The following is a 17391-nucleotide window of genomic DNA, read 5'->3' as shown; positions in this document are numbered from 1 at the left end:
TAAAATGAAAAATATTATTTCAAAAGTTATAGTAAGCAGTTTGGTAGTTGGAGCGGTCGGATTTACGAATGCACAGAAGATTGATGCAAAGGCAAAAAAAATTCTTGATGATATTACAGCTAATTATAACTCTAAGAAAAATTCGTATTTCAAGTTTTCTTTCGGAAGCGGAACCAACGGAAAAGTAGATAAATCGGAACCAGGAATTTATTACGCTGCGGGAGATAAATACAAACTGAAGATCATGGAAACGGAGCAGATCTTCGACGGAAGTAAAATCTATAACATCAATACAGAAGATATGGAAGTTACGGTAGCGAAACCTAACGGAAGCAGCTCCATGTTCTCCCCTATCAATTACCTTTCTACCTACAGAAAAGATTATAATGTAACGTACGGAGGAAAGAAAAATGTAGATGGTGTAAATGCGGATTTCATTAAATTAACTCCGGTAAAATCCAACGGAATTAAATATGTGTATCTTTTTGTAGATTCTGCTAAAAAACAGATGGTAAAACTGGAACAGCACGGAAACAATAAAGACCTTGCCGTAATTGCGATTAAAGAATACAAGGAAAACCAGACTTTGGATCCGGGAATGTTTACATTTGATAAAAACAAATACAAAAATTACCTGATCACAGAACTTTAAAAATAATCAGCAGATAAGCGAATACGCGGATTTGCTTTTAATTAAACTTGTCTAAACTTTTTTACCGCAAAAGATGCAAAAGATTGTAACACTTTAGTCATTAAGTTTAATACTTAAATGTAAAAAGAGCACATAAGTTAAAAAAATCAAAGATTTTTCTCTTTGCAGACTTTTGAAATACTTTAAATAAACTCAACAAAGTCTTTCGTCTCTTTTGCGGTTACATTTAAAATTAGTTTAAAGAAACTTATTATAAAAATTTCATAAAATATAAGAGCTGCAAAGAAAACTTTGTGGCTTTTTGTTTAATTTTGGCGAATGTTAAAAATACTAGACCGATATATTATAAAAACCTTCTTCGGACCGTTTTTCTTTATATTCAGCGTATTGTTTTTCATCTTTATTGTGAACATTATCTGGATTCAGCTAGGTCAGTTTATGGGAAAAGGACTGAGCTACTGGCAAATCATGAAACTTCTTTTTTACCTCGGGGTAAGTGTAATCAGTATGGTTTTACCGCTCACGATTCTTCTTGCGAGCATTATGTCTTTCGGGGAATTCGGGGAACGATATGAACTTGCTGCCATGAAAGCCGCAGGAATTTCGCTCACCAGAGTAATGATGCCACTTTTGGGAGTAACCGTTGTACTTTCCATCATGCTGTATTTTTTCTCCAATAATATCATTCCGGATTTTCAGAGGAAGGCGAAAAATATGCTTTTCAATATTGCGCAAACCAAACCTGCCCTGAATTTCACACCGGGACAGTTTATCGATCAGATTCCCGGAAACATGGTGAAGTTCGATAAAATTTATGGTAAAAATGATGAAAATATAGAAGGCGTTTTTGTTCATAAGAAAGCAAGTTCCTATGAAAATCAGCAGACTGTAATTGCCCAGAAAGGTGTTTTTGCTCCGGCAGAAAATACGAATTATCTGAAACTTAAATTGTTTAACGGATTTGTTTATGAAGATAATTTTGCCGGAAAAGGAGAAAATGTCCGTTTAAAACAGCCCGATCAGGTAATTAAATTTGATACTCTAACGCTCCACTTCGACGTAAGTGAGATCATTAACAAAGCCATTGAAGAAGAAAAAATCACGGATGATTACCGTTTTCAGACCTTCAATGAACTGAATACAACGATTGATAAAACAAAGAAAGACAATCAGAAATTCTTCACCAATGTAAGCAATGATGTTTTGGGACAGACCAATTCTGTGGTAAGTTATATGGACACCAAACAGAACAGTGCAAAGGCAAAACCGAAACAGAGCATTAAGCTTGATACGGTGAAAGGTGAGAAAAAACTGGAGATTATTAATAATGCTTACAGTCGTCTTGATAACCTGAAAAGTACGCTTGAAGGAAAAAATAACGAGATTGATCCAGGCGTAAAATATTACAGCAAAGTCGTGATTTATCAGCAAAGAATCGTGACGTATTCTTTCACCTGCATCATTTTCTTTCTGATCGGTGCGAGTTTGGGTTCCATTATCCGAAAAGGAGGAATGGGACTTCCTGTGGTAATTGCAATTGTTATTTTCATTATTTTCTACGTGATTAATGTAGGCTTTGAAAACATGGCGTGGTCCGGAAAGATCAACCCTTATCTTGCAGCGTGGGTTCCGAATCTGGTTCTGTTTCCTTTCGGAGTATGGATGACGTACAAAGCTCTTACGGATTCTCAACTGTTTGATGCCGAAAAATACAAAGCGGCTTTCAAGCCTGTTATCAAACTTTTTGTAAAGAATGAAGAACACAAAAGGTATCAATAATAAGCTGTACCTTATACAATATAAAAAGATCCGGAATTTTTCCGGATTTTTTTGTGGTATGTTAAAAAATGAATTTCAATTTCATTTTAGCTGTAAAAAATTATCTTTGTCAAAAATTATAACAATTCTATATGAGAAAATTATTATTGATTGGCTTATTCAGTATTGTTTCTTTCAATGCTTATGCGCAGGAAGACAATACGGAATATGAAATGAGAATCGGGGAAAAGCCGGGATACATTATTGATAAAAGCGGGAAAAAGATCGAAGGTATTGTAAGACTTGCCGGAGACGAAATGAATCCGTGGACGAATCAGAAAAAAGTGAAATTCATTGCAACTTCGGACATTGACAACTCAAAGAAAAAGCAAAAATTCAAAACGTATGATGTTGATGATCTTAAAGGTTATATGGCGATCGACAACAATACGGAAAGAGTTTTTGAAACCATAAAATACACCAATACCAAAGAAGCATACAACACCCAAAACGGAGGTTTAAGCGGTGGTTTAAAAGCTTTCAACAACCTTACAAAAAGCAATCAGTTTGCAGAAGTTGTGGCAGACGGAAAAATTAAAGTGTACAAGGTATACGGTTTCCCGACTACTTTCTCAGCAGGCGGACAAATCGCTGTTGCAGACGAGGAAAACAAAAGAATGAGAGAAAATCCGGCTTATGTTTATTCCAAAAAAGGCGGAAAACCTGAAGAACTTAATGTTGCAAAAGCAAAAATCATTACCGCAGACTGTCCTGTTGTGAAAGCTAAAATAACAAAAGGAGAATACGGTTCTTTGAAAAATGACACCAAAAAGAGATCAGGTTTAGGAAAATTCATCCGAAATGAAATCGACAATGCAATGGCTGATAATCTTTCGATCGTGAATGAAGTGATCTACGATTATAACGAAAATTGTAAATAATCAATTAAAATATTTTTTACGGCAGTTTCAGTTTGGAGCTGCTTTTTTATTTTAGTTTTTTATTAATGGAAATATTCTTGTCAAAAAGTACAAAAAAGCAAGATTTTTATTAATCTCAAATCTTTAAGGCGCAAGAAAATCAAAGATTTTCAATAACGATGATGCTTAATTTTATTTTAGATACAATCTTTGTGCTTTCGCGATGGTTAAAGCTATTAAGTTTAAATAAGTTTTGCGCATATTTTTTGCAGTACGATGTATCAAAATCATTTTTATGAAAATACTTCTTTTCAGTTTAGGTTTTCTTGCTATTGTTTCCTGTAAGAAAGAAAATACAGAAACCATTCAAAATAATTCAGTGGCTGATAATACAACCATGAATACAGTTTCTGAAAAATTGAGTGATTCCATTACTTCCGTTGAAGATATAAAGAAAGAATATGCAGCTATAAATAATCTTTTGTCTGCGAAACAATTGGACTCAACTAAATTCACCTATAACTGCGACGAAAAAGAAGGTGAAGTTGTTTTGTATTATGAAAACAAAGATCTTAGAATGGTTAAAGATTCTTATGCAGAACACAGTCATTTTTCTTCATTCACAAAATATTATGTAAAAAACAACAGCGTATTTTTCATTTTTAAAGAGGAAACGGCATGGAATTTTGATGAAGGCGGAACGCCCGAAAAACCCGAAACGAAAGATGATATCAATGAAAAAAGAATCTACGTTTTAAACAATAAAGCCATTCAATGTCTCGAAAAAAATTATACGATCCGTTCAAAAGGCAATAATAAAAATCCTGATTCGGTTCCGAATAAAGAAACAAAATGCAACATTTCCGATCTGATGAAAAACTATCATTTAATCCTTAAAAATAAAGACCGAAAAGAAGAAATCAATTGTCTTTAAACTCTACCCAAAACAAAAGCGGCTTCAAAATGAAACCGCTTTTTATATTTTCAGGAGCCGAAAATTATACTTTCATAATTTCAGCTTCTTTTACTTTAAGATGCTCATCGCAAGCTTTTACATATTTGTCGGTAAGCGTCTGAATATCTGCTTCAATACCTTTAATGATGTCTTCAGAAACTCCTTCCAGTCTTTTAAGCTCTTTCAGACCGTTTTGTCTTGCGTTTCTTACAACTACTTTCGTGTCTTCTGTTTCAGACTTAGCCTGTTTTGCCAGTTCACGTCTTCTTTCCTCCGTTAAAGGCGGTACATTAAGGATAATGTTGATCCCGTTATTAGAAGGGGCAAAACCTAAATTGGAATTGATGATCGCTTTTTCAATATCATTAATCGCTTTTGAGTCCCAAGGTTGAATAGAAATCGTCATTGCATCGGGAATAGAAACATTGGCAACCTGATTAATTGGAGTTAATGCTCCGTAATATTCCACCATCACATCCTGAACCATTGTTGTAGACGCACGTCCCGCTCTGATTCTCTGAAATGCATGATCCAGGTGCTTAATAGCTGCTTCCATGTCCTGCTGTACAGACTCTACTATAAGATCTAATTCTTCCATTACTATAATAAAATTTGATAAGTTACACATATGTTAATGATAAGTAATAAATAATTGGTAATGAGTAATCTTTAAAACTTTAAACTCAAAACCCTGAACTTACTATTACAAATCAACTAAAGTACCAACATTTTCGCCATCAACAATTTTTTCCAGATTTCCGTCTTTGTTCATATCAAAAACAATAATCGGCAGTTTGTTTTCGTGGCTTAAAGTAAATGCCGTCATATCCATTACCTTTAGATTCTTCGCATAAACTTCGTCGAAAGATAGTGAATTATATTTTACCGCATCTGCATTTTTTTCAGGATCGCTGTCGTAGATTCCGTCTACTCTTGTTCCTTTCAAAATAACATCTGCCCCGATTTCGATGGCTCTTAACGTTGCGGCAGTATCTGTTGTGAAATATGGATTTCCTGTTCCGGCTCCGAAGATCACTACTCTGCCCTTTTCAAGATGTCTTACTGCTCTTCTTTTGATGAATGGTTCCGCCACTTTATCCATTTCGATGGCAGACTGCAGTCTTGTTTTAATTCCCGCATCTTCCAGAGCACCCTGCAAAGCCATCCCGTTGATTACCGTTGCAAGCATTCCCATATAATCTCCCTGTACTCTGTCCATTCCTTTTGCAGCTCCTGCTACTCCGCGGAAAATATTTCCTCCTCCGATTACGATGGCAACTTCACAGCCTTTTTCTACCACTTTCTTAATTTCTGCAGCATATTCCTGTAGCCTTTCATTATCAATACCATATTGTCTGTTTCCCATTAAGGCTTCACCACTCAGTTTCAGAAGGATTCTTTTATATTTCATTGTATGTAAATAACTTTTTTTCGTTAGATATATCTGTCTAAAATTTGACTTTGCAAATATAATCATTAATAAGGTTGATTTTTCATTATACATTATAAATTTTAAAAGTGATGTTTTATGGGATCAACGAAGCATTTTTCCGGATAAATAAAGTCCCTGTTTTTATAATTTGAGTGAATACATGGCTGTTTAATTAAATTACAAAACATGAAGATTTACAATAGATACAATCTTTTGGCTAATCCTTCGTTAAAAAATTAACTTCAATAAAATGGAATGAAACCTAAAAGAAAACCACGATTTTCACAAAACTTAAATATTTAAATATAAATAATGTGAGAAATATTTTGAAAAGTACGAAAAAGAATTATTTTTGCATTACTAATAAACTGAGTTGAAGAAAATTGTCATTTTTTCATTATTTCTGTCAGGAATTGTTTCTTATGCACAAACAGGAACAAACGTTTATCCATTCTTAAATATCCCTGTTTCAGCGAGACAGGCAGCTTTGGGAGGAGATGCAATTTCTGTGAGAGATCGTGATGTTTCCTTTGCTATTGCAAACCCCTCACTACTGAATAAAGATTCCGACAACCAACTGTCTGTAAACGCAACTGCCTATCTTGCAGATTCTAAATACGGAACGATTGCCTATGCAAAAGACTTTGATAACGGTCACATGGCGACCATCAATGCAAGATACATGAGCTACGGAGATATTCCGCGAACAGACGACAGCGGTTTCGAAAACGGAACTTTCAAAGCTTCGGATGTTGCCATTGGAGCAGGATATGCCTATCAGTTTGAAGAAGACTGGACGATCGGAGGTGGATTGAATTTCATTACTTCGAAAATTGATACCTATACTTCTTCTGCCATTTCAGGAAATGCAGGAATTACCTACCACAACAAAAAAAATAAGGAAACAGCATCTGTTGTTTTCAGAAATTTCGGATATCAGTTCAATTCTTTCAACGGAACAAGGGAAAACCTTCCGTTTCGTGTAGATTTGGGATATACAAGAATTTTAAAAGTAATTCCTTTGGCGGTTACCATTACAGCGCACGATTTACAGGAATTTAATATCTCTTCCCAGTACAATGTAAACGGACAGGAAGTAAATACAGGCAGAAAAATCGCCGATCATTTTTCGATAGGCGCAGAACTGTTTCCGGAAAAAGGCTTCAACATCAGATTGGGGTACAATGTAAAAAGAGGAAATGAATTAGCCGTTGCAGATCAGAGAAATTTCTCAGGACTTTCGGCAGGATTCGGGATTAAAATCTCCAGATTCCGTGTAGATTACGCACATGTAAGATATCATAATTCTTCGAATGTCAATCAGATAGGAGTTTCTATTGACCTTACAAGCCATGCAGGATACTAATCGTTAATCATTTTTCAAAACGAAATAAATATCAGAAACCTCAAGAAAATCTCTTGAGGTTTCTTGATTTTTAAGAAAAAATCTTGAAATTTGCAGTATGAAAAAACCTGTAATAGCTATCGACGGGTACTCGTCTACCGGAAAAAGTTCAATTTCTAAAGTCATTGCTGCAAAGCTGGGACTTATTCATCTGGATACAGGTGCGCTTTACAGAGGAGTAACATGGTTTGCTCTTCAGAACTGTTTAAATGACAGCGGAACCATTGATCTTGAGAAATTATTTTCTTCGTTTGATCAGATCGAGCTTGAATTTAAAAATCTTGATGGAGAACTGGTTCTTTTCCTGAATCATATTGATATTTCCAAAGCAATACGTACGAATGAAGTCTCGGAGAATGTAAGTTTTGTTGCCAAACAAAAAGAAATAAGAGATTTTCTTCTTCAGTCTCAGCGCAATTTGGCAGAAAAAGGCGGCATTATTATGGACGGACGTGACATCGGGACAGTAGTTCTGCCAAATGCGGAATATAAATTTTTTCTTACCGCAAGTATCGACGAAAGAACCAGAAGACGTTATCAGGAACTGATTTCTTTAGGAATTGAAGCAGATGAACAGCAGGTGAAAGAAAACCTTATAGAACGCGACAGAATAGACAGCGAACGCGAGATCGCCCCGTTAAAGCAGGCTGAAGATGCCATTGTTATTGATAATACCAACATTTCTAAAAAAGAAACTATTGATGAGATTTTATCTCACATCCAAAAGATTTAACATTTTTTAATAGATGTCTTTCTCCTTTGGTATGTTAATTGTACATTTCATCATAAGTAAAAAGCTAATATTATTAACTATTAAAAAAAACGAAAATGTCTAAAAAAAACAATACAGCGGGTATTTTGGCAGGACTTCTTGCAGGTGCTGCAGCGGGTGTTATCTTAGGAATGCTTTATGCTCCTGAAGAAGGTAAAGAAACAAGAAAGAAAATTAAAACAAAAGCGAACGATCTTAAAGATCAGGCTAAAAATAAATACGGAGAAGTTTCTGAAAAAGTAAAAGACCAGTATGGTAACATCTCTTCTACTTTTAAAGAAACAGCAAACAGTGTTGCAAACACTGTAAAAGACGGATATGATAAATACAAAGATCAGATCGTTTCTAAAACTGCAGACGTAGTAAAAAATGTAGAATCTGAACTAAATGATCTAAAATAATAATATAGTTTATTTTTTTAGGTAAATTATGAGAAGGAACTTTATAAACGAAAGTTCCTTTTTTTGTAACTTTAAAGAAAAACAATGATTGAAACTATTAAAGAATACGCTTTGAAAAGGATCGATCTCCTGAAAATTGAAGCTACCGAAAAATCCTCTCTTTCGGCAGGAATGATCACCTATTTCGTGGTTTTACTGGTCGCTTTTGGTTTTTTCATCATTCTGTTCAACTTCGGAATTGCCTTTCTTATCGGTAAAGCATTGGGCGACCAATCTTACGGATTCCTTATTGTAGCCGCATTCTATCTTTTAACCATGATTCTTATCGTGCTGTTTAAAAAGAAAATCGTAAATTATGTGGCAGATCAGGTAATTAAATTTTTAAATCATTAAACTATGAGCAGAAAATATGAAAGCTTAGAGGAACTAAGAAGAAAGAAAAAGCTGCTGAAGCAGGAAATAGACGGTCTGGAAGATCTCCTTACCTTCAAAAATACCAAGGAAAGCCTTAGTGCTTTTACCAATGGCTTAACAGACCAGTACCTTCAGGAAAAAGTAGATGAAGACGGTGATGAAAAAGTAGTCCTGCGAAAAGATGTTATTGCTAAACAGATTACTTCCGAAATTAAAGGAGCCCTGATCAATAAAAATACAGCAATGGGAATCGCCAATTCTGCCTTCAAAGGAGATGCGGCGGATATTATGATAAACCTTGCAGTCACAACATTTGTCGGAAATTATGCCAGAAAAAACTTTAAAAGTTCAAACTGGAAGAATAAATTAATTGGCGCTGCGATGATCTATCTCGCTCCTGTCGCCTTAAGATATGTAAGAAAGAAACTTGAAACGTATCAGAAAAACAAAAGTGTTTCCAGTATGGAACAGCTTATCTAATTTTGTTTTAGAGTTTTAGAGTCGGAGATTTTTTAAGGGTTATAAAAAAACTCAAACACTCCCACTCTAAAACTCTACTACTCAAACTTACTCACTTCCTCCAAACAACTGTCCTAAAATAATCCCTGCTGCCATTGAAACATTAAGACTTTCTGTAGACTGCGATTTTCCGAATCTAGGAATCATCACACTTTTATGAAGCAGTTTTTCCGTTTCCGGACGCATCCCGTTGCCTTCATTTCCTAAAATTAAATTCATTTTTTCAGGTCTTTCGAAAGTGTAGATATTTTCACCGTCCATATCGGTTCCGATGTTGATATTTTCTGTTTCGGATAAATATTCAGTCAGGTTTGTATAAACGATATTTACCCTCGTAAAAGAACCCATACTTGCCATAATAACTTTAGGATTATAGAAATCTACGGTATCTTCACTGCAGACAATCTGCTCGATACCGAACCAGTCTGCAAGACGGATCATCGTTCCCAGATTTCCGGGATCCTGAATCCCATCCAAAACCAACTGGAGATTTTTATCCTCTGTTTTTTCTTCAGGATGAAGATAACAGACCGCCACAGAATCTTTTGGATTTTGCAGAAAACTGATTTTTTTCAACTCATTTTCAGAGATATGAGTTACCGGAGCTTCCATACGGTCTAATTTTTGCGGATCCGTAGAAAATATTTCTTTAATTTTAAATCTGGAATCAGGAAGTTCACGAATGATTTTATTACCTTCAACCAAAAACAAATTGTATTTTTGCCTGAACTTCTTTTTATCTAAAGACTGTAAAATTTTTATTGTATGAGCTGTAAGCATTATAAGAATTCTCCTCAAAAGTATTATAAAATTATATCATTTGCAACATTTGTAGGTCTCCTTTATGCTTGTAGTACCACTAAAAAAGTTCCGGACGGCGAATATTTGCTGGTAAAAAACAATTTTCAGTTTGAAGATAAGAAAGAACCTTTCGATGGCGAACTGAAAGATTACGTACAGCAAAAGCCCAATAAAAGACAGCTTCTTTTCATGCCTTTAAGCCTTTGGCTTTACAATGCTGCCAATCCCAAATACGACACGCTTCTTAACGAGTACATGACGTACCCTAATGAACTGAGAAATCAAAAACTGAGAGATTCTCTTTTCATTAAATACAACATGAAAAACAGTGTGGGTAAAAGTCTGTTTTTCGACAGGTTATACCACAACTGGGGTTCCGCACCGGTGATTCTCGACCAGACAAAAACTTCAAAAAGTGCTGAATCTATCCAAAAAAGGATGACGTACCGCGGCTATTGGGATGCAGAAGTGAAATTTAAGCATGAACTTGATTCCGCTGCAAAAAAAGCTGCCGTTAATTATTTTATTACCCACAATCAGCCTACTTATATTAAGGATTATTATTACAATATATCAGATCCAAATATCAAAAGCCTTTATCAGCAGAAAATCCGTGAAACTCTTATAAAGAAAGGACAAATTCTGGATCAGACTGTTTTGGAAAAAGAAGTTGGAAGGATTAATGATCTTATGAGGGAATATGGATATTACCGTTTTAACAGTTTGGGCGATGAGGTAGGTTTTGTGGCAGATTCTCTAAAAAGCACAAAACAGGTTCCGCTGGTTATGGAAATCCGCAAAGATTCTCTTGATAGTCCTTATAAACAGGCAACCATCGGAAATATTGATGTTGCTATTGTAGACGAAGCAAAAGATTTTCCGAATAACACAAAAAAAGACAGCTTAAGAGGTATCCGTTTTCATAAAACAGACAACAGCTACGATTCCCGTGCGATCTGGAGAGCCATTATCGTAGGAAATAAGCAGGTTTACGATCAGAAAAAGCTCGATCTCACCAAAAGAAATATTCTGGCAATGAATAATTTCAGCATTCTGAAAGCCAGAGATTCTTTAAGAAGAGGTGGCGGTACAAGCCCGAATGACAGCATCGTAGATGTAACATACGTGTTAAAACCGCTTCCGAAATACGACCTGAAAGTGGGAACAGATTTAAACTATTCCGAAGTCCTGAATTTCGGGGTTTCTCCTTCCATCGATCTTACCACGAGAAATATTTTTGGAGGGGCGGAAAACCTTACAACCAGTCTTTCCGGAACTTTCGGGCGAATCGTAAATCCTAAAAATATCGATAACAGGATCTGGGCTTACGAAATCTCGGCGCAGGCTTCATTGAATTTTCCCAGATTGCTTTTGCCTTTCGATTACTACAAATTAATTCCGAAAAGATACAGCCCAACCTCCTCTATTACTCTGGGAGTTTCAGACCAAAGCAATATCGGTTTGGGAAGACTTAACTTTAATACCGGACTGAATTATCTGGCAACGGTAAATGATAAAGTAACGCACAGACTTACCTTATTTAATACGCAACTGAGTTTAACGAAGAACAAAGATGCGTATTATGATTATTTCGTTAACGATAATGCTATCCGTGAAGAGTTTTTCGCAGATTATTTTGCTTACAACTCATCAGTTTATCAGGATTTTAAAGCCGGATTATTGACAATTGATCAGGTTTCACAACGTATTATTGAAGATACAACCTATCTTCAGGGATTAGATCAACAGGGAGTTGACCGGTTTGTAGCTTTTGTGGGAACTTTGGTAAATAAAGACCGACAGACTCAGGATGTATTGATTTCTTCTTTCATTTATAATTTTATTTACAATGAGATAGGGAAAAAAGATTATCCAAATGCTTTTTATTTTAACGGAAAAATAGAATTGGCGGGAAATATCTTCAGTATTTTTAATCAGAAAAGAAATGACGGAGGAGTTGTTACCAGTCCGGAAAGAACCATTTTCAATATTCCTTATGCGCAGTTTGTGAAATTTGATCTTGATTTTAGAAAATATTTTAAATTCGGAAACAATACTTTAGCGCTTCGTCAGTTTATCGGAGTCGGAATTCCGTACGGAAACTCCTCCAATATGCCCGTCATCCGTTCTTATTTCAACGGTGGACCGAATGACATCAGAGCATGGGTTCCTTTCGGAGGATTGGGTCCTGCAGATTCGCAGGTGGATGAAAGAGTTCGAACGTATATGACTGATAATTTAAAACTGACTACGAATATCGAATTCAGGATGCCTTTTAATGATATGTATGAAGGCGCTCTTTTTACGGACATTGGTAACATCTGGAGTCTTAAAAATTATAACAACGGATACGGCGATGAGTTTAAATTCAACAAATTCATCAGACAGGTTGGTGTAGGAAGCGGTTTCGGATTAAGGGTAAATATTGCCTACATCAAACTGAGACTGGATTTAGCGTATAAAATGTACGAGCCCAACAGACCGGAAGGTGAAAGATGGAGACTGAAATACATTCAGCCGTTTAAACCTACTCTGAATATTGCATTCGGATATCCTTTCTAAAAATTTACAGGTGGTATTTCTCATAAATGCCACCTTTTCTTTTAATCCGGCGAAATTCCCAAAGCGAAATACACCACCGCGACCGTTCTTGCAAGGATCTCTCTAAACTGATTTCTGTAATAACTTTCAGGTTTTGTAACATCCTGCGCATCAAAACCAAGCGCATTCATACTGTTGTTTCTGGCAAATAATAAAGCCCGAAGATTATGAAATCCCTGAGAAACAATAATTACATTATCTTTTCTATACACATCTTTACAGCGGAGAATACTTTGATAGGTATTAAAGCCTTTCGGATCTTCCATAATAATTTCCTCAGGAACTCCTTCCTGATAAATAAGATAGTTTTTCATGGCAGCAGGCTCATCATATCCTTTGCTTTTTTCACCGCTTACAAGAATTTTCCGGATTTTACCGTGATGATAAAGCAAGGCTGCCGCATCCATTCTTTTCGTAAAATAAGGATTGGATACACCTGATCTCATTTTGGGTGAAGTTCCCAAAACCAGAGCTACTTCTCTTGGAGGAATTTTTGAAATTTTGGTATAGGTTCTTCCGTCTGTAAGCGCAAAAACCCACGCATTGGCAAGACATATCAACAGAATTCCCATTTCTATTGATATGAATACCAGGTTAAATATGTTTTTTATTATTCTCAACTAAGGTCAAAGTTAAGCTTTATTTTTTTGCTTTTAGCAATCGACATACAAGCTAAAATATGTCCTCTCTCCTCTTCATTTACCGTTAAATATTCATTTTCAAGCAATTCCACTTCTCCTTCTTCCAGAATACATTCACAGCTTCCGCAAATTCCCGATTTACAGGAATACGGAACCTGAAATTTCTGTATAAGAAGCTGCTGCAAAATCCTTTCCTCGTTGGTTGGAAGCATAGTATTATATTCCTTTCCAAGCATTTTAAAAGAAAGTTCCACATTTTCTAATAACGGAAATTCTTTTTCTATAGGATAAATATCGTCATTAAATTCTTCAAAAAGCTCAAAATGAATATTTTTTTTCGGAATTCCGTGATGATAGCAAGCATTGGCAAGAGTTTTAATCATCTCTCCTTTTCCACAGATCAGCACTTCATCTACCGTATCCCAAATGGTAGATTCTTCATCCGTATCATCCAGATGAAGGATCTGGTTGATGATGAGACTTAATTTTTTATCATCCAGTCTTCCATGGAAAAAACTATTGGCGGTTTTCTCTCTGGAGAAAAAATAAAAAATTTGCAATCTTTCTCCGTGCATTGTAGCGAGCCGATCCAGTTCATCTCTGTAAATCAGATCTTCAGAACTTTTATTTCCAAAAAATAAAAATAATCTTGTTCTCGGTTCGTTGTGGAGAATATTTTTAAAATGACTTAAAATCGGGGTAATTCCTATTCCTGCCGCAAATCCTACAATGGTTCTGAATTCGCTGGGTTTTGAAATTAAAGTAAATCTTCCGCTCGGTTCGCTTACCAATAACTCATCACCTTCATGATAATTTTTAAATAACTGTGAAGAGGCTCCGTCGGGAGAATTTACCTTTATACCTAAAGTAATTTTTTGTTCATACGGAGCAGAAGTCATCGAATAATCATTGATGATTTCCTTACCGTGAGCATGAAATTGTATGCTGACAAAATGACCGGCATCAAACCTGAAATTTTCTTTCAGATTCTCCGGAATCTCGAATTCCAGAGAAAAAGTATTTTTGGTCAGTTCTTCCTTTTTCGCTATTTTTAACCAATGAAACTGTGTAAGTTTCCCTTTATAGATTTGTTGTTCCATAACTTCAACTCAAAAATAGATAAAAAATAATTTATGAAGAAGATAATTTTATCCACGCTTGTAGTTTTTTCATTGGCAAGCTGTAAAAAGGAAAATCAACAAAGTGAAGAAACTTCCACGGTTACGGATTCTGTTGCAGTTTCTGAACCAAAAGTCTCTCAATCTGCTTTAAAGACATTTACAAATGAGCAGGCAACTGAATTTTTAGGCAAAAAAAATGACACGCTGTATGTCACGAATTTTTTTGCAACATGGTGCGGTCCATGTGTAAAGGAAATTCCTCACTTTAAAAGTAAGATTGAAGAGCTTAAAGGCAAACCGGTAAAAATTACTTTTATTAGTCTGGATAGTAAAGAAGAGTGGAATACAAAAGTTCCGCAGTTTGTACAAGAACAGGGAATTGAAAAAAACACAATTCTTTTGGACGGTGCTTCGCTTGACGGTAATTTTTTTACTTCTAATTTTAAAGAGTGGACAGGAAATGCAATTCCATTTACATTCATGAGAAAAGGGGATAAAACTGATGAAACTTTAGGGATGATCAGTGAAGAGCAACTTAACCAAAAAATCAATTCTTTATTAAAATAAACTTCAGACTTTATGTCAGACAAGTTTAAAATCCTGTGTTTGGTGCTATTGATAGCCATTGTATTGGCAGCGGTTATTAATCTGAATACAGGATTTTTAAGTTTACATTTTCAGGACTTTTGGGGAGAATCTTCCAACAGTCAGATTGCGGAAATACGCGTGAACCGTGTTTTGGTAATGCTTTTGGCAGGAATTTCGATCCCCACTTCCGGTTTTCTCATGCAGGAATATTTTCAGAATCCTCTTGCCGGACCGGATATCTTAGGAATTACTTCCATTGCCAGTTTATCTGTCGCATTTTACATCTTTTTTTCGCACGATCTTCTCATCCCGGAATTTCTTCAGAACAGTTTTTTAAGCTTTGCAGCCATCGGCGGAAGTCTTTTACTGATGCTGATTCTTCTTTCCATTTCCAAAAAATTTCAGGATAAATCGTACCTCATTATTTTTGGGTTTCTGGTTTCGGCTTTTGCAGGAGCTATTGTTTCTCTGTTGCAGTTTTATGGAGAAGATCAGAGTCTTAAAAACTATATTTTATGGTCTTTCGGAGCGAATAATATGGTTTCAAGAAATCAGATTTATGTTTTATCTGTTTTAATAATAATCGGACTATTTGTTTGCTTTAAAACCATAAAACCATTGATTGGAAATTCTTTGGGAACTTCATACGCACAAAGTTTGGGAGTTAATCTCAATCAGCTTAAACTCTTTATTATTGCTGCTTCTTCCCTTCTTTCTGCTTCTGTCACCGCTTTTTTAGGTCCTATCTTATTTATCGGAATCATTGTTCCGCATTTCAGCAGACTGATTTATAATCCGGCAAAGCTTTGGCAGCAATGGATTTTAAACATGATGCTGGGAATGTTGATGATGCTTTTTTTCTCCATCATCGCAGAAAAAACACAGATTCCTATAAATGTAATAAGCTCCGTTTTCGGAATTCCCGTAATTTTACTGATGCTTTTGAAGCAGAATAAAGTGTAAATAGTGAATAAAGTCAATAAGAAAATTGTCAATTTTTAAGGAGCAAATAACAATGCATTATAATTTTTATCAATAACGAATCTAACTAACTTTGTAGAGATGCTTTGATTCCATCGAATCTAAAAGTTTCAGCATAACAGATCTATAAATAAAATATGAATATAAGAATAACACAAAAACAATTAATAATTGCGAACATAGTCATGTTTGCATTAAGTTATTTATTCTTAGAGTATTCGAAAATGTTTAGAATGAGTAGGGAAAAGCATTGGATATATTCATCCGGACACAGCTGGTGGATAACAATCGCAGTACCATTAACATTTTTTGGATCGTTAATCTTAGGATTTTATAGCTTGTGGATAACTAAAGAGCATAAATTTTTATATTTTATTTCCAGTTTAATTCCTCTTATCTTATTAATAATATTTATTTCTCTTTAAAAAAATGCACCTACAGATCAAACAAGCAAACATTGGCTATCATAAAACCTTAATTTCAAATGCAACAGCTCATCTGAAATTAGGCGAAGTCTGCCTTTTGATTGGAAATAATGGTGTCGGGAAAACTACTCTTATTAAATCTATTTTGCATCAGATCCCTGTTTTAAGAGGTGAAATTTTCATCAATAACAGGAATGTGAAAAATCTTTCCGTAAAGGAAATTGCAGAACAGATTGCGATTGTTTTCTCCAGTTCGGTAATTCCGCAGAATTATACGGTGGAAGATCTAATTTCGTTGGGGAAATACATTTATTATCCTTTTTATTTTGAGCTGAAAAAAGAAGACAGAGAAGAAGTTGCACATATTATTCAAGAACTTGATCTTGGGCAGTACAAAAACACGCTGCTTAAAAATCTGTCGGACGGAAATCTTCAGAAAGCATTTATCGGAAGGGCCATTACACAGAATGCTCCCATCATTATTCTGGATGAACCCACGACTCATCTGGATGAAAAAAATAAAATTATCATTCTCAAAACACTCCGGAAATTAGCAAAAGAACAGAACAAATTAATTCTTTTTTCATCTCACGACTGGCGTCTTGCCAAGGAATTTGCAGACAAAATCTGGTATGTAAAAGATGGTAATCTATTCTCGGGAATCGTAGAGGATGTCCTGCTTCAGCATGATGAACTGATCAATCCTTCATTGTTTCAGATCAATGAAAAATTTGTGGCACCTAAAATCATCGCTTCGGACGCTTGCAAAGAAATGCTGTATTCTTTGCTGCAAAAAAACTTTCAAAAAGATCTTTCTTCTCTGAAATTTGAGTTTCAGGACAATTTTTGGCACATCAATGACGGTTTACAAAACTTCAAATGCGAATCTTTTGAAGAAATCGTTAATTTAGTGAAAACCATTCATTAATACCGCGTTTTCCTTATATAAACAATATACTATGCATGCATAGTATTATGCTTATCATATAATTTAACTTTCTGATT

General features: G+C 35.2%; 18 protein-coding genes. 13 read left to right on the top strand and 5 right to left on the bottom strand.

Annotated elements, in window-relative coordinates; translation table 11 throughout:
* Positions 1 to 4: 4 nt before the first annotated feature.
* The 4 genes from H6W53_RS00840 (at position 5) to H6W53_RS00825 (ending at position 4264) form a co-directional block, all read left to right on the top strand.
* Positions 5 to 652, top strand: coding sequence for a LolA family protein (locus tag H6W53_RS00840; protein WP_185204480.1), 648 nt, complete (start codon positions 5 to 7; stop codon positions 650 to 652).
* Between the two features lie 318 nt (positions 653 to 970).
* Entirely contained in the window at positions 971 to 2431 is a 1461-nt protein-coding gene (locus H6W53_RS00835) for an LptF/LptG family permease (protein ID WP_185204479.1), read from the top strand.
* Between the two features lie 131 nt (positions 2432 to 2562).
* Positions 2563 to 3351, top strand: a complete 789-nt coding sequence (locus H6W53_RS00830; protein ID WP_116099241.1) for a hypothetical protein — start codon at positions 2563 to 2565, stop codon at positions 3349 to 3351.
* Positions 3352 to 3625: 274 nt separating this feature from the next.
* The gene (locus H6W53_RS00825; RefSeq protein WP_185204478.1) at positions 3626 to 4264 is read left to right on the top strand and encodes a hypothetical protein; all 639 of its coding nucleotides are present in this window, start codon (positions 3626 to 3628) and stop codon (positions 4262 to 4264) included.
* Positions 4265 to 4328: 64 nt separating this feature from the next.
* On the opposite strand, the gene frr is transcribed toward H6W53_RS00825, so the two are convergent.
* Both frr and pyrH read right to left on the bottom strand, forming a co-directional pair.
* Positions 4329 to 4883, bottom strand: coding sequence for a ribosome recycling factor (gene frr, locus H6W53_RS00820; protein WP_087710043.1), 555 nt, complete (start codon positions 4881 to 4883; stop codon positions 4329 to 4331).
* A gap of 105 nt (positions 4884 to 4988) precedes the next feature.
* Positions 4989 to 5696, bottom strand: a complete 708-nt coding sequence (gene pyrH, locus H6W53_RS00815; protein WP_040999212.1) for a UMP kinase — start codon at positions 5694 to 5696, stop codon at positions 4989 to 4991.
* Between the two features lie 394 nt (positions 5697 to 6090).
* On the opposite strand from pyrH, the gene porQ reads away from it, so the two are divergent.
* The 5 genes from porQ to H6W53_RS00790 all read left to right on the top strand — a co-directional run bounded on the left by porQ (position 6091) and on the right by H6W53_RS00790 (position 9189).
* Positions 6091 to 7083: a type IX secretion system protein PorQ gene (gene porQ, locus H6W53_RS00810; protein WP_076390300.1), complete on the top strand. Its 993-nt coding sequence runs from the start codon at positions 6091 to 6093 to the stop codon at positions 7081 to 7083.
* A gap of 97 nt (positions 7084 to 7180) precedes the next feature.
* Positions 7181 to 7855, top strand: a complete 675-nt coding sequence (gene cmk, locus H6W53_RS00805) for a (d)CMP kinase (protein WP_185204477.1) — start codon at positions 7181 to 7183, stop codon at positions 7853 to 7855.
* A gap of 95 nt (positions 7856 to 7950) precedes the next feature.
* Positions 7951 to 8295 (top strand): YtxH domain-containing protein, encoded by a 345-nt coding sequence (locus H6W53_RS00800; protein WP_076390302.1) that lies wholly within the window; start codon positions 7951 to 7953, stop codon positions 8293 to 8295.
* Between the two features lie 84 nt (positions 8296 to 8379).
* Positions 8380 to 8688, top strand: a complete 309-nt coding sequence (locus H6W53_RS00795) for a phage holin family protein (protein ID WP_185204476.1) — start codon at positions 8380 to 8382, stop codon at positions 8686 to 8688.
* A 3-nt stretch (positions 8689 to 8691) separates the two neighbouring features.
* Positions 8692 to 9189: a phosphoribosyl-ATP pyrophosphatase gene (locus H6W53_RS00790; RefSeq protein ID WP_087710037.1), complete on the top strand. Its 498-nt coding sequence runs from the start codon at positions 8692 to 8694 to the stop codon at positions 9187 to 9189.
* An 87-nt stretch (positions 9190 to 9276) separates the two neighbouring features.
* Here H6W53_RS00790 and H6W53_RS00785 read toward each other — a convergent pair whose 3' ends face one another.
* Positions 9277 to 10008, bottom strand: a complete 732-nt coding sequence (locus tag H6W53_RS00785) for a TrmH family RNA methyltransferase (protein ID WP_185204475.1) — start codon at positions 10006 to 10008, stop codon at positions 9277 to 9279.
* Here H6W53_RS00785 and H6W53_RS00780 point away from each other — a divergent pair.
* On the top strand, positions 9994 to 12591 hold the full coding sequence (locus tag H6W53_RS00780; RefSeq protein ID WP_185204474.1) for a BamA/TamA family outer membrane protein: 2598 nt from the start codon (positions 9994 to 9996) through the stop codon (positions 12589 to 12591). The two genes, H6W53_RS00785 and H6W53_RS00780, sit on opposite strands and share 15 nt — an antisense overlap.
* A 41-nt stretch (positions 12592 to 12632) precedes the next feature.
* On the opposite strand, the gene H6W53_RS00775 is transcribed toward H6W53_RS00780, so the two are convergent.
* Positions 12633 to 13250: a vancomycin high temperature exclusion protein gene (locus tag H6W53_RS00775; RefSeq protein ID WP_185204473.1), complete on the bottom strand. Its 618-nt coding sequence runs from the start codon at positions 13248 to 13250 to the stop codon at positions 12633 to 12635.
* Complete coding sequence (locus H6W53_RS00770; protein ID WP_185204472.1) at positions 13247 to 14371, bottom strand: ferredoxin--NADP reductase; 1125 nt, start codon at positions 14369 to 14371, stop codon at positions 13247 to 13249. Before H6W53_RS00770 ends, H6W53_RS00775 begins: the two co-directional genes overlap by 4 nt.
* 33 nt (positions 14372 to 14404) lie before the next feature.
* On the opposite strand from H6W53_RS00770, the gene H6W53_RS00765 reads away from it, so the two are divergent.
* The 3 genes from H6W53_RS00765 to H6W53_RS00755 all read left to right on the top strand — a co-directional run bounded on the left by H6W53_RS00765 (position 14405) and on the right by H6W53_RS00755 (position 17314).
* Positions 14405 to 14959 carry a TlpA family protein disulfide reductase gene (locus H6W53_RS00765; protein WP_087710029.1) on the top strand — a complete coding sequence of 185 codons (555 nt, stop codon included), beginning with the start codon at positions 14405 to 14407 and terminating at the stop codon, positions 14957 to 14959.
* 12 nt (positions 14960 to 14971) lie between these two features.
* Positions 14972 to 15943 carry an iron ABC transporter permease gene (locus H6W53_RS00760; RefSeq protein WP_185204471.1) on the top strand — a complete coding sequence of 324 codons (972 nt, stop codon included), beginning with the start codon at positions 14972 to 14974 and terminating at the stop codon, positions 15941 to 15943.
* A 447-nt stretch (positions 15944 to 16390) separates the two neighbouring features.
* The gene (locus H6W53_RS00755) at positions 16391 to 17314 is read left to right on the top strand and encodes an ABC transporter ATP-binding protein (RefSeq protein WP_185204470.1); all 924 of its coding nucleotides are present in this window, start codon (positions 16391 to 16393) and stop codon (positions 17312 to 17314) included.
* Positions 17315 to 17391 lie beyond the last annotated feature (77 nt).

Source organism: Chryseobacterium sp. C3 (genome assembly GCF_014218905.1).
GTDB lineage: Bacteria > Bacteroidota > Bacteroidia > Flavobacteriales > Weeksellaceae > Chryseobacterium > Chryseobacterium mucoviscidosis.
Note: the sequence above shows the minus strand (reverse complement) of the source record. Positions and strands in the feature narration are given on the sequence as shown.

Excerpts from the sequence above, each read along its gene's own strand:
- H6W53_RS00840 (WP_185204480.1), top strand. The coding sequence starts at position 5 with ATGAAAAATATTATTTCAAAAGTTATAGTAAGCAGTTTGGTAGTTGGA.
- H6W53_RS00835 (WP_185204479.1), top strand. The coding sequence starts at position 971 with ATGTTAAAAATACTAGACCGATATATTATAAAAACCTTCTTCGGACCG.
- H6W53_RS00830 (WP_116099241.1), top strand. The coding sequence starts at position 2,563 with ATGAGAAAATTATTATTGATTGGCTTATTCAGTATTGTTTCTTTCAAT.
- H6W53_RS00825 (WP_185204478.1), top strand. The coding sequence starts at position 3,626 with ATGAAAATACTTCTTTTCAGTTTAGGTTTTCTTGCTATTGTTTCCTGT.
- frr (WP_087710043.1), bottom strand. The coding sequence starts at position 4,883 with ATGGAAGAATTAGATCTTATAGTAGAGTCTGTACAGCAGGACATGGAA.
- pyrH (WP_040999212.1), bottom strand. The coding sequence starts at position 5,696 with ATGAAATATAAAAGAATCCTTCTGAAACTGAGTGGTGAAGCCTTAATG.
- cmk (WP_185204477.1), top strand. The coding sequence starts at position 7,181 with ATGAAAAAACCTGTAATAGCTATCGACGGGTACTCGTCTACCGGAAAA.
- H6W53_RS00800 (WP_076390302.1), top strand. The coding sequence starts at position 7,951 with ATGTCTAAAAAAAACAATACAGCGGGTATTTTGGCAGGACTTCTTGCA.
- H6W53_RS00795 (WP_185204476.1), top strand. The coding sequence starts at position 8,380 with ATGATTGAAACTATTAAAGAATACGCTTTGAAAAGGATCGATCTCCTG.
- H6W53_RS00790 (WP_087710037.1), top strand. The coding sequence starts at position 8,692 with ATGAGCAGAAAATATGAAAGCTTAGAGGAACTAAGAAGAAAGAAAAAG.
- H6W53_RS00780 (WP_185204474.1), top strand. The coding sequence starts at position 9,994 with ATGAGCTGTAAGCATTATAAGAATTCTCCTCAAAAGTATTATAAAATT.
- H6W53_RS00785 (WP_185204475.1), bottom strand. The coding sequence starts at position 10,008 with ATGCTTACAGCTCATACAATAAAAATTTTACAGTCTTTAGATAAAAAG.
- H6W53_RS00770 (WP_185204472.1), bottom strand. The coding sequence starts at position 14,371 with ATGGAACAACAAATCTATAAAGGGAAACTTACACAGTTTCATTGGTTA.
- H6W53_RS00765 (WP_087710029.1), top strand. The coding sequence starts at position 14,405 with ATGAAGAAGATAATTTTATCCACGCTTGTAGTTTTTTCATTGGCAAGC.
- H6W53_RS00760 (WP_185204471.1), top strand. The coding sequence starts at position 14,972 with ATGTCAGACAAGTTTAAAATCCTGTGTTTGGTGCTATTGATAGCCATT.
- H6W53_RS00755 (WP_185204470.1), top strand. The coding sequence starts at position 16,391 with ATGCACCTACAGATCAAACAAGCAAACATTGGCTATCATAAAACCTTA.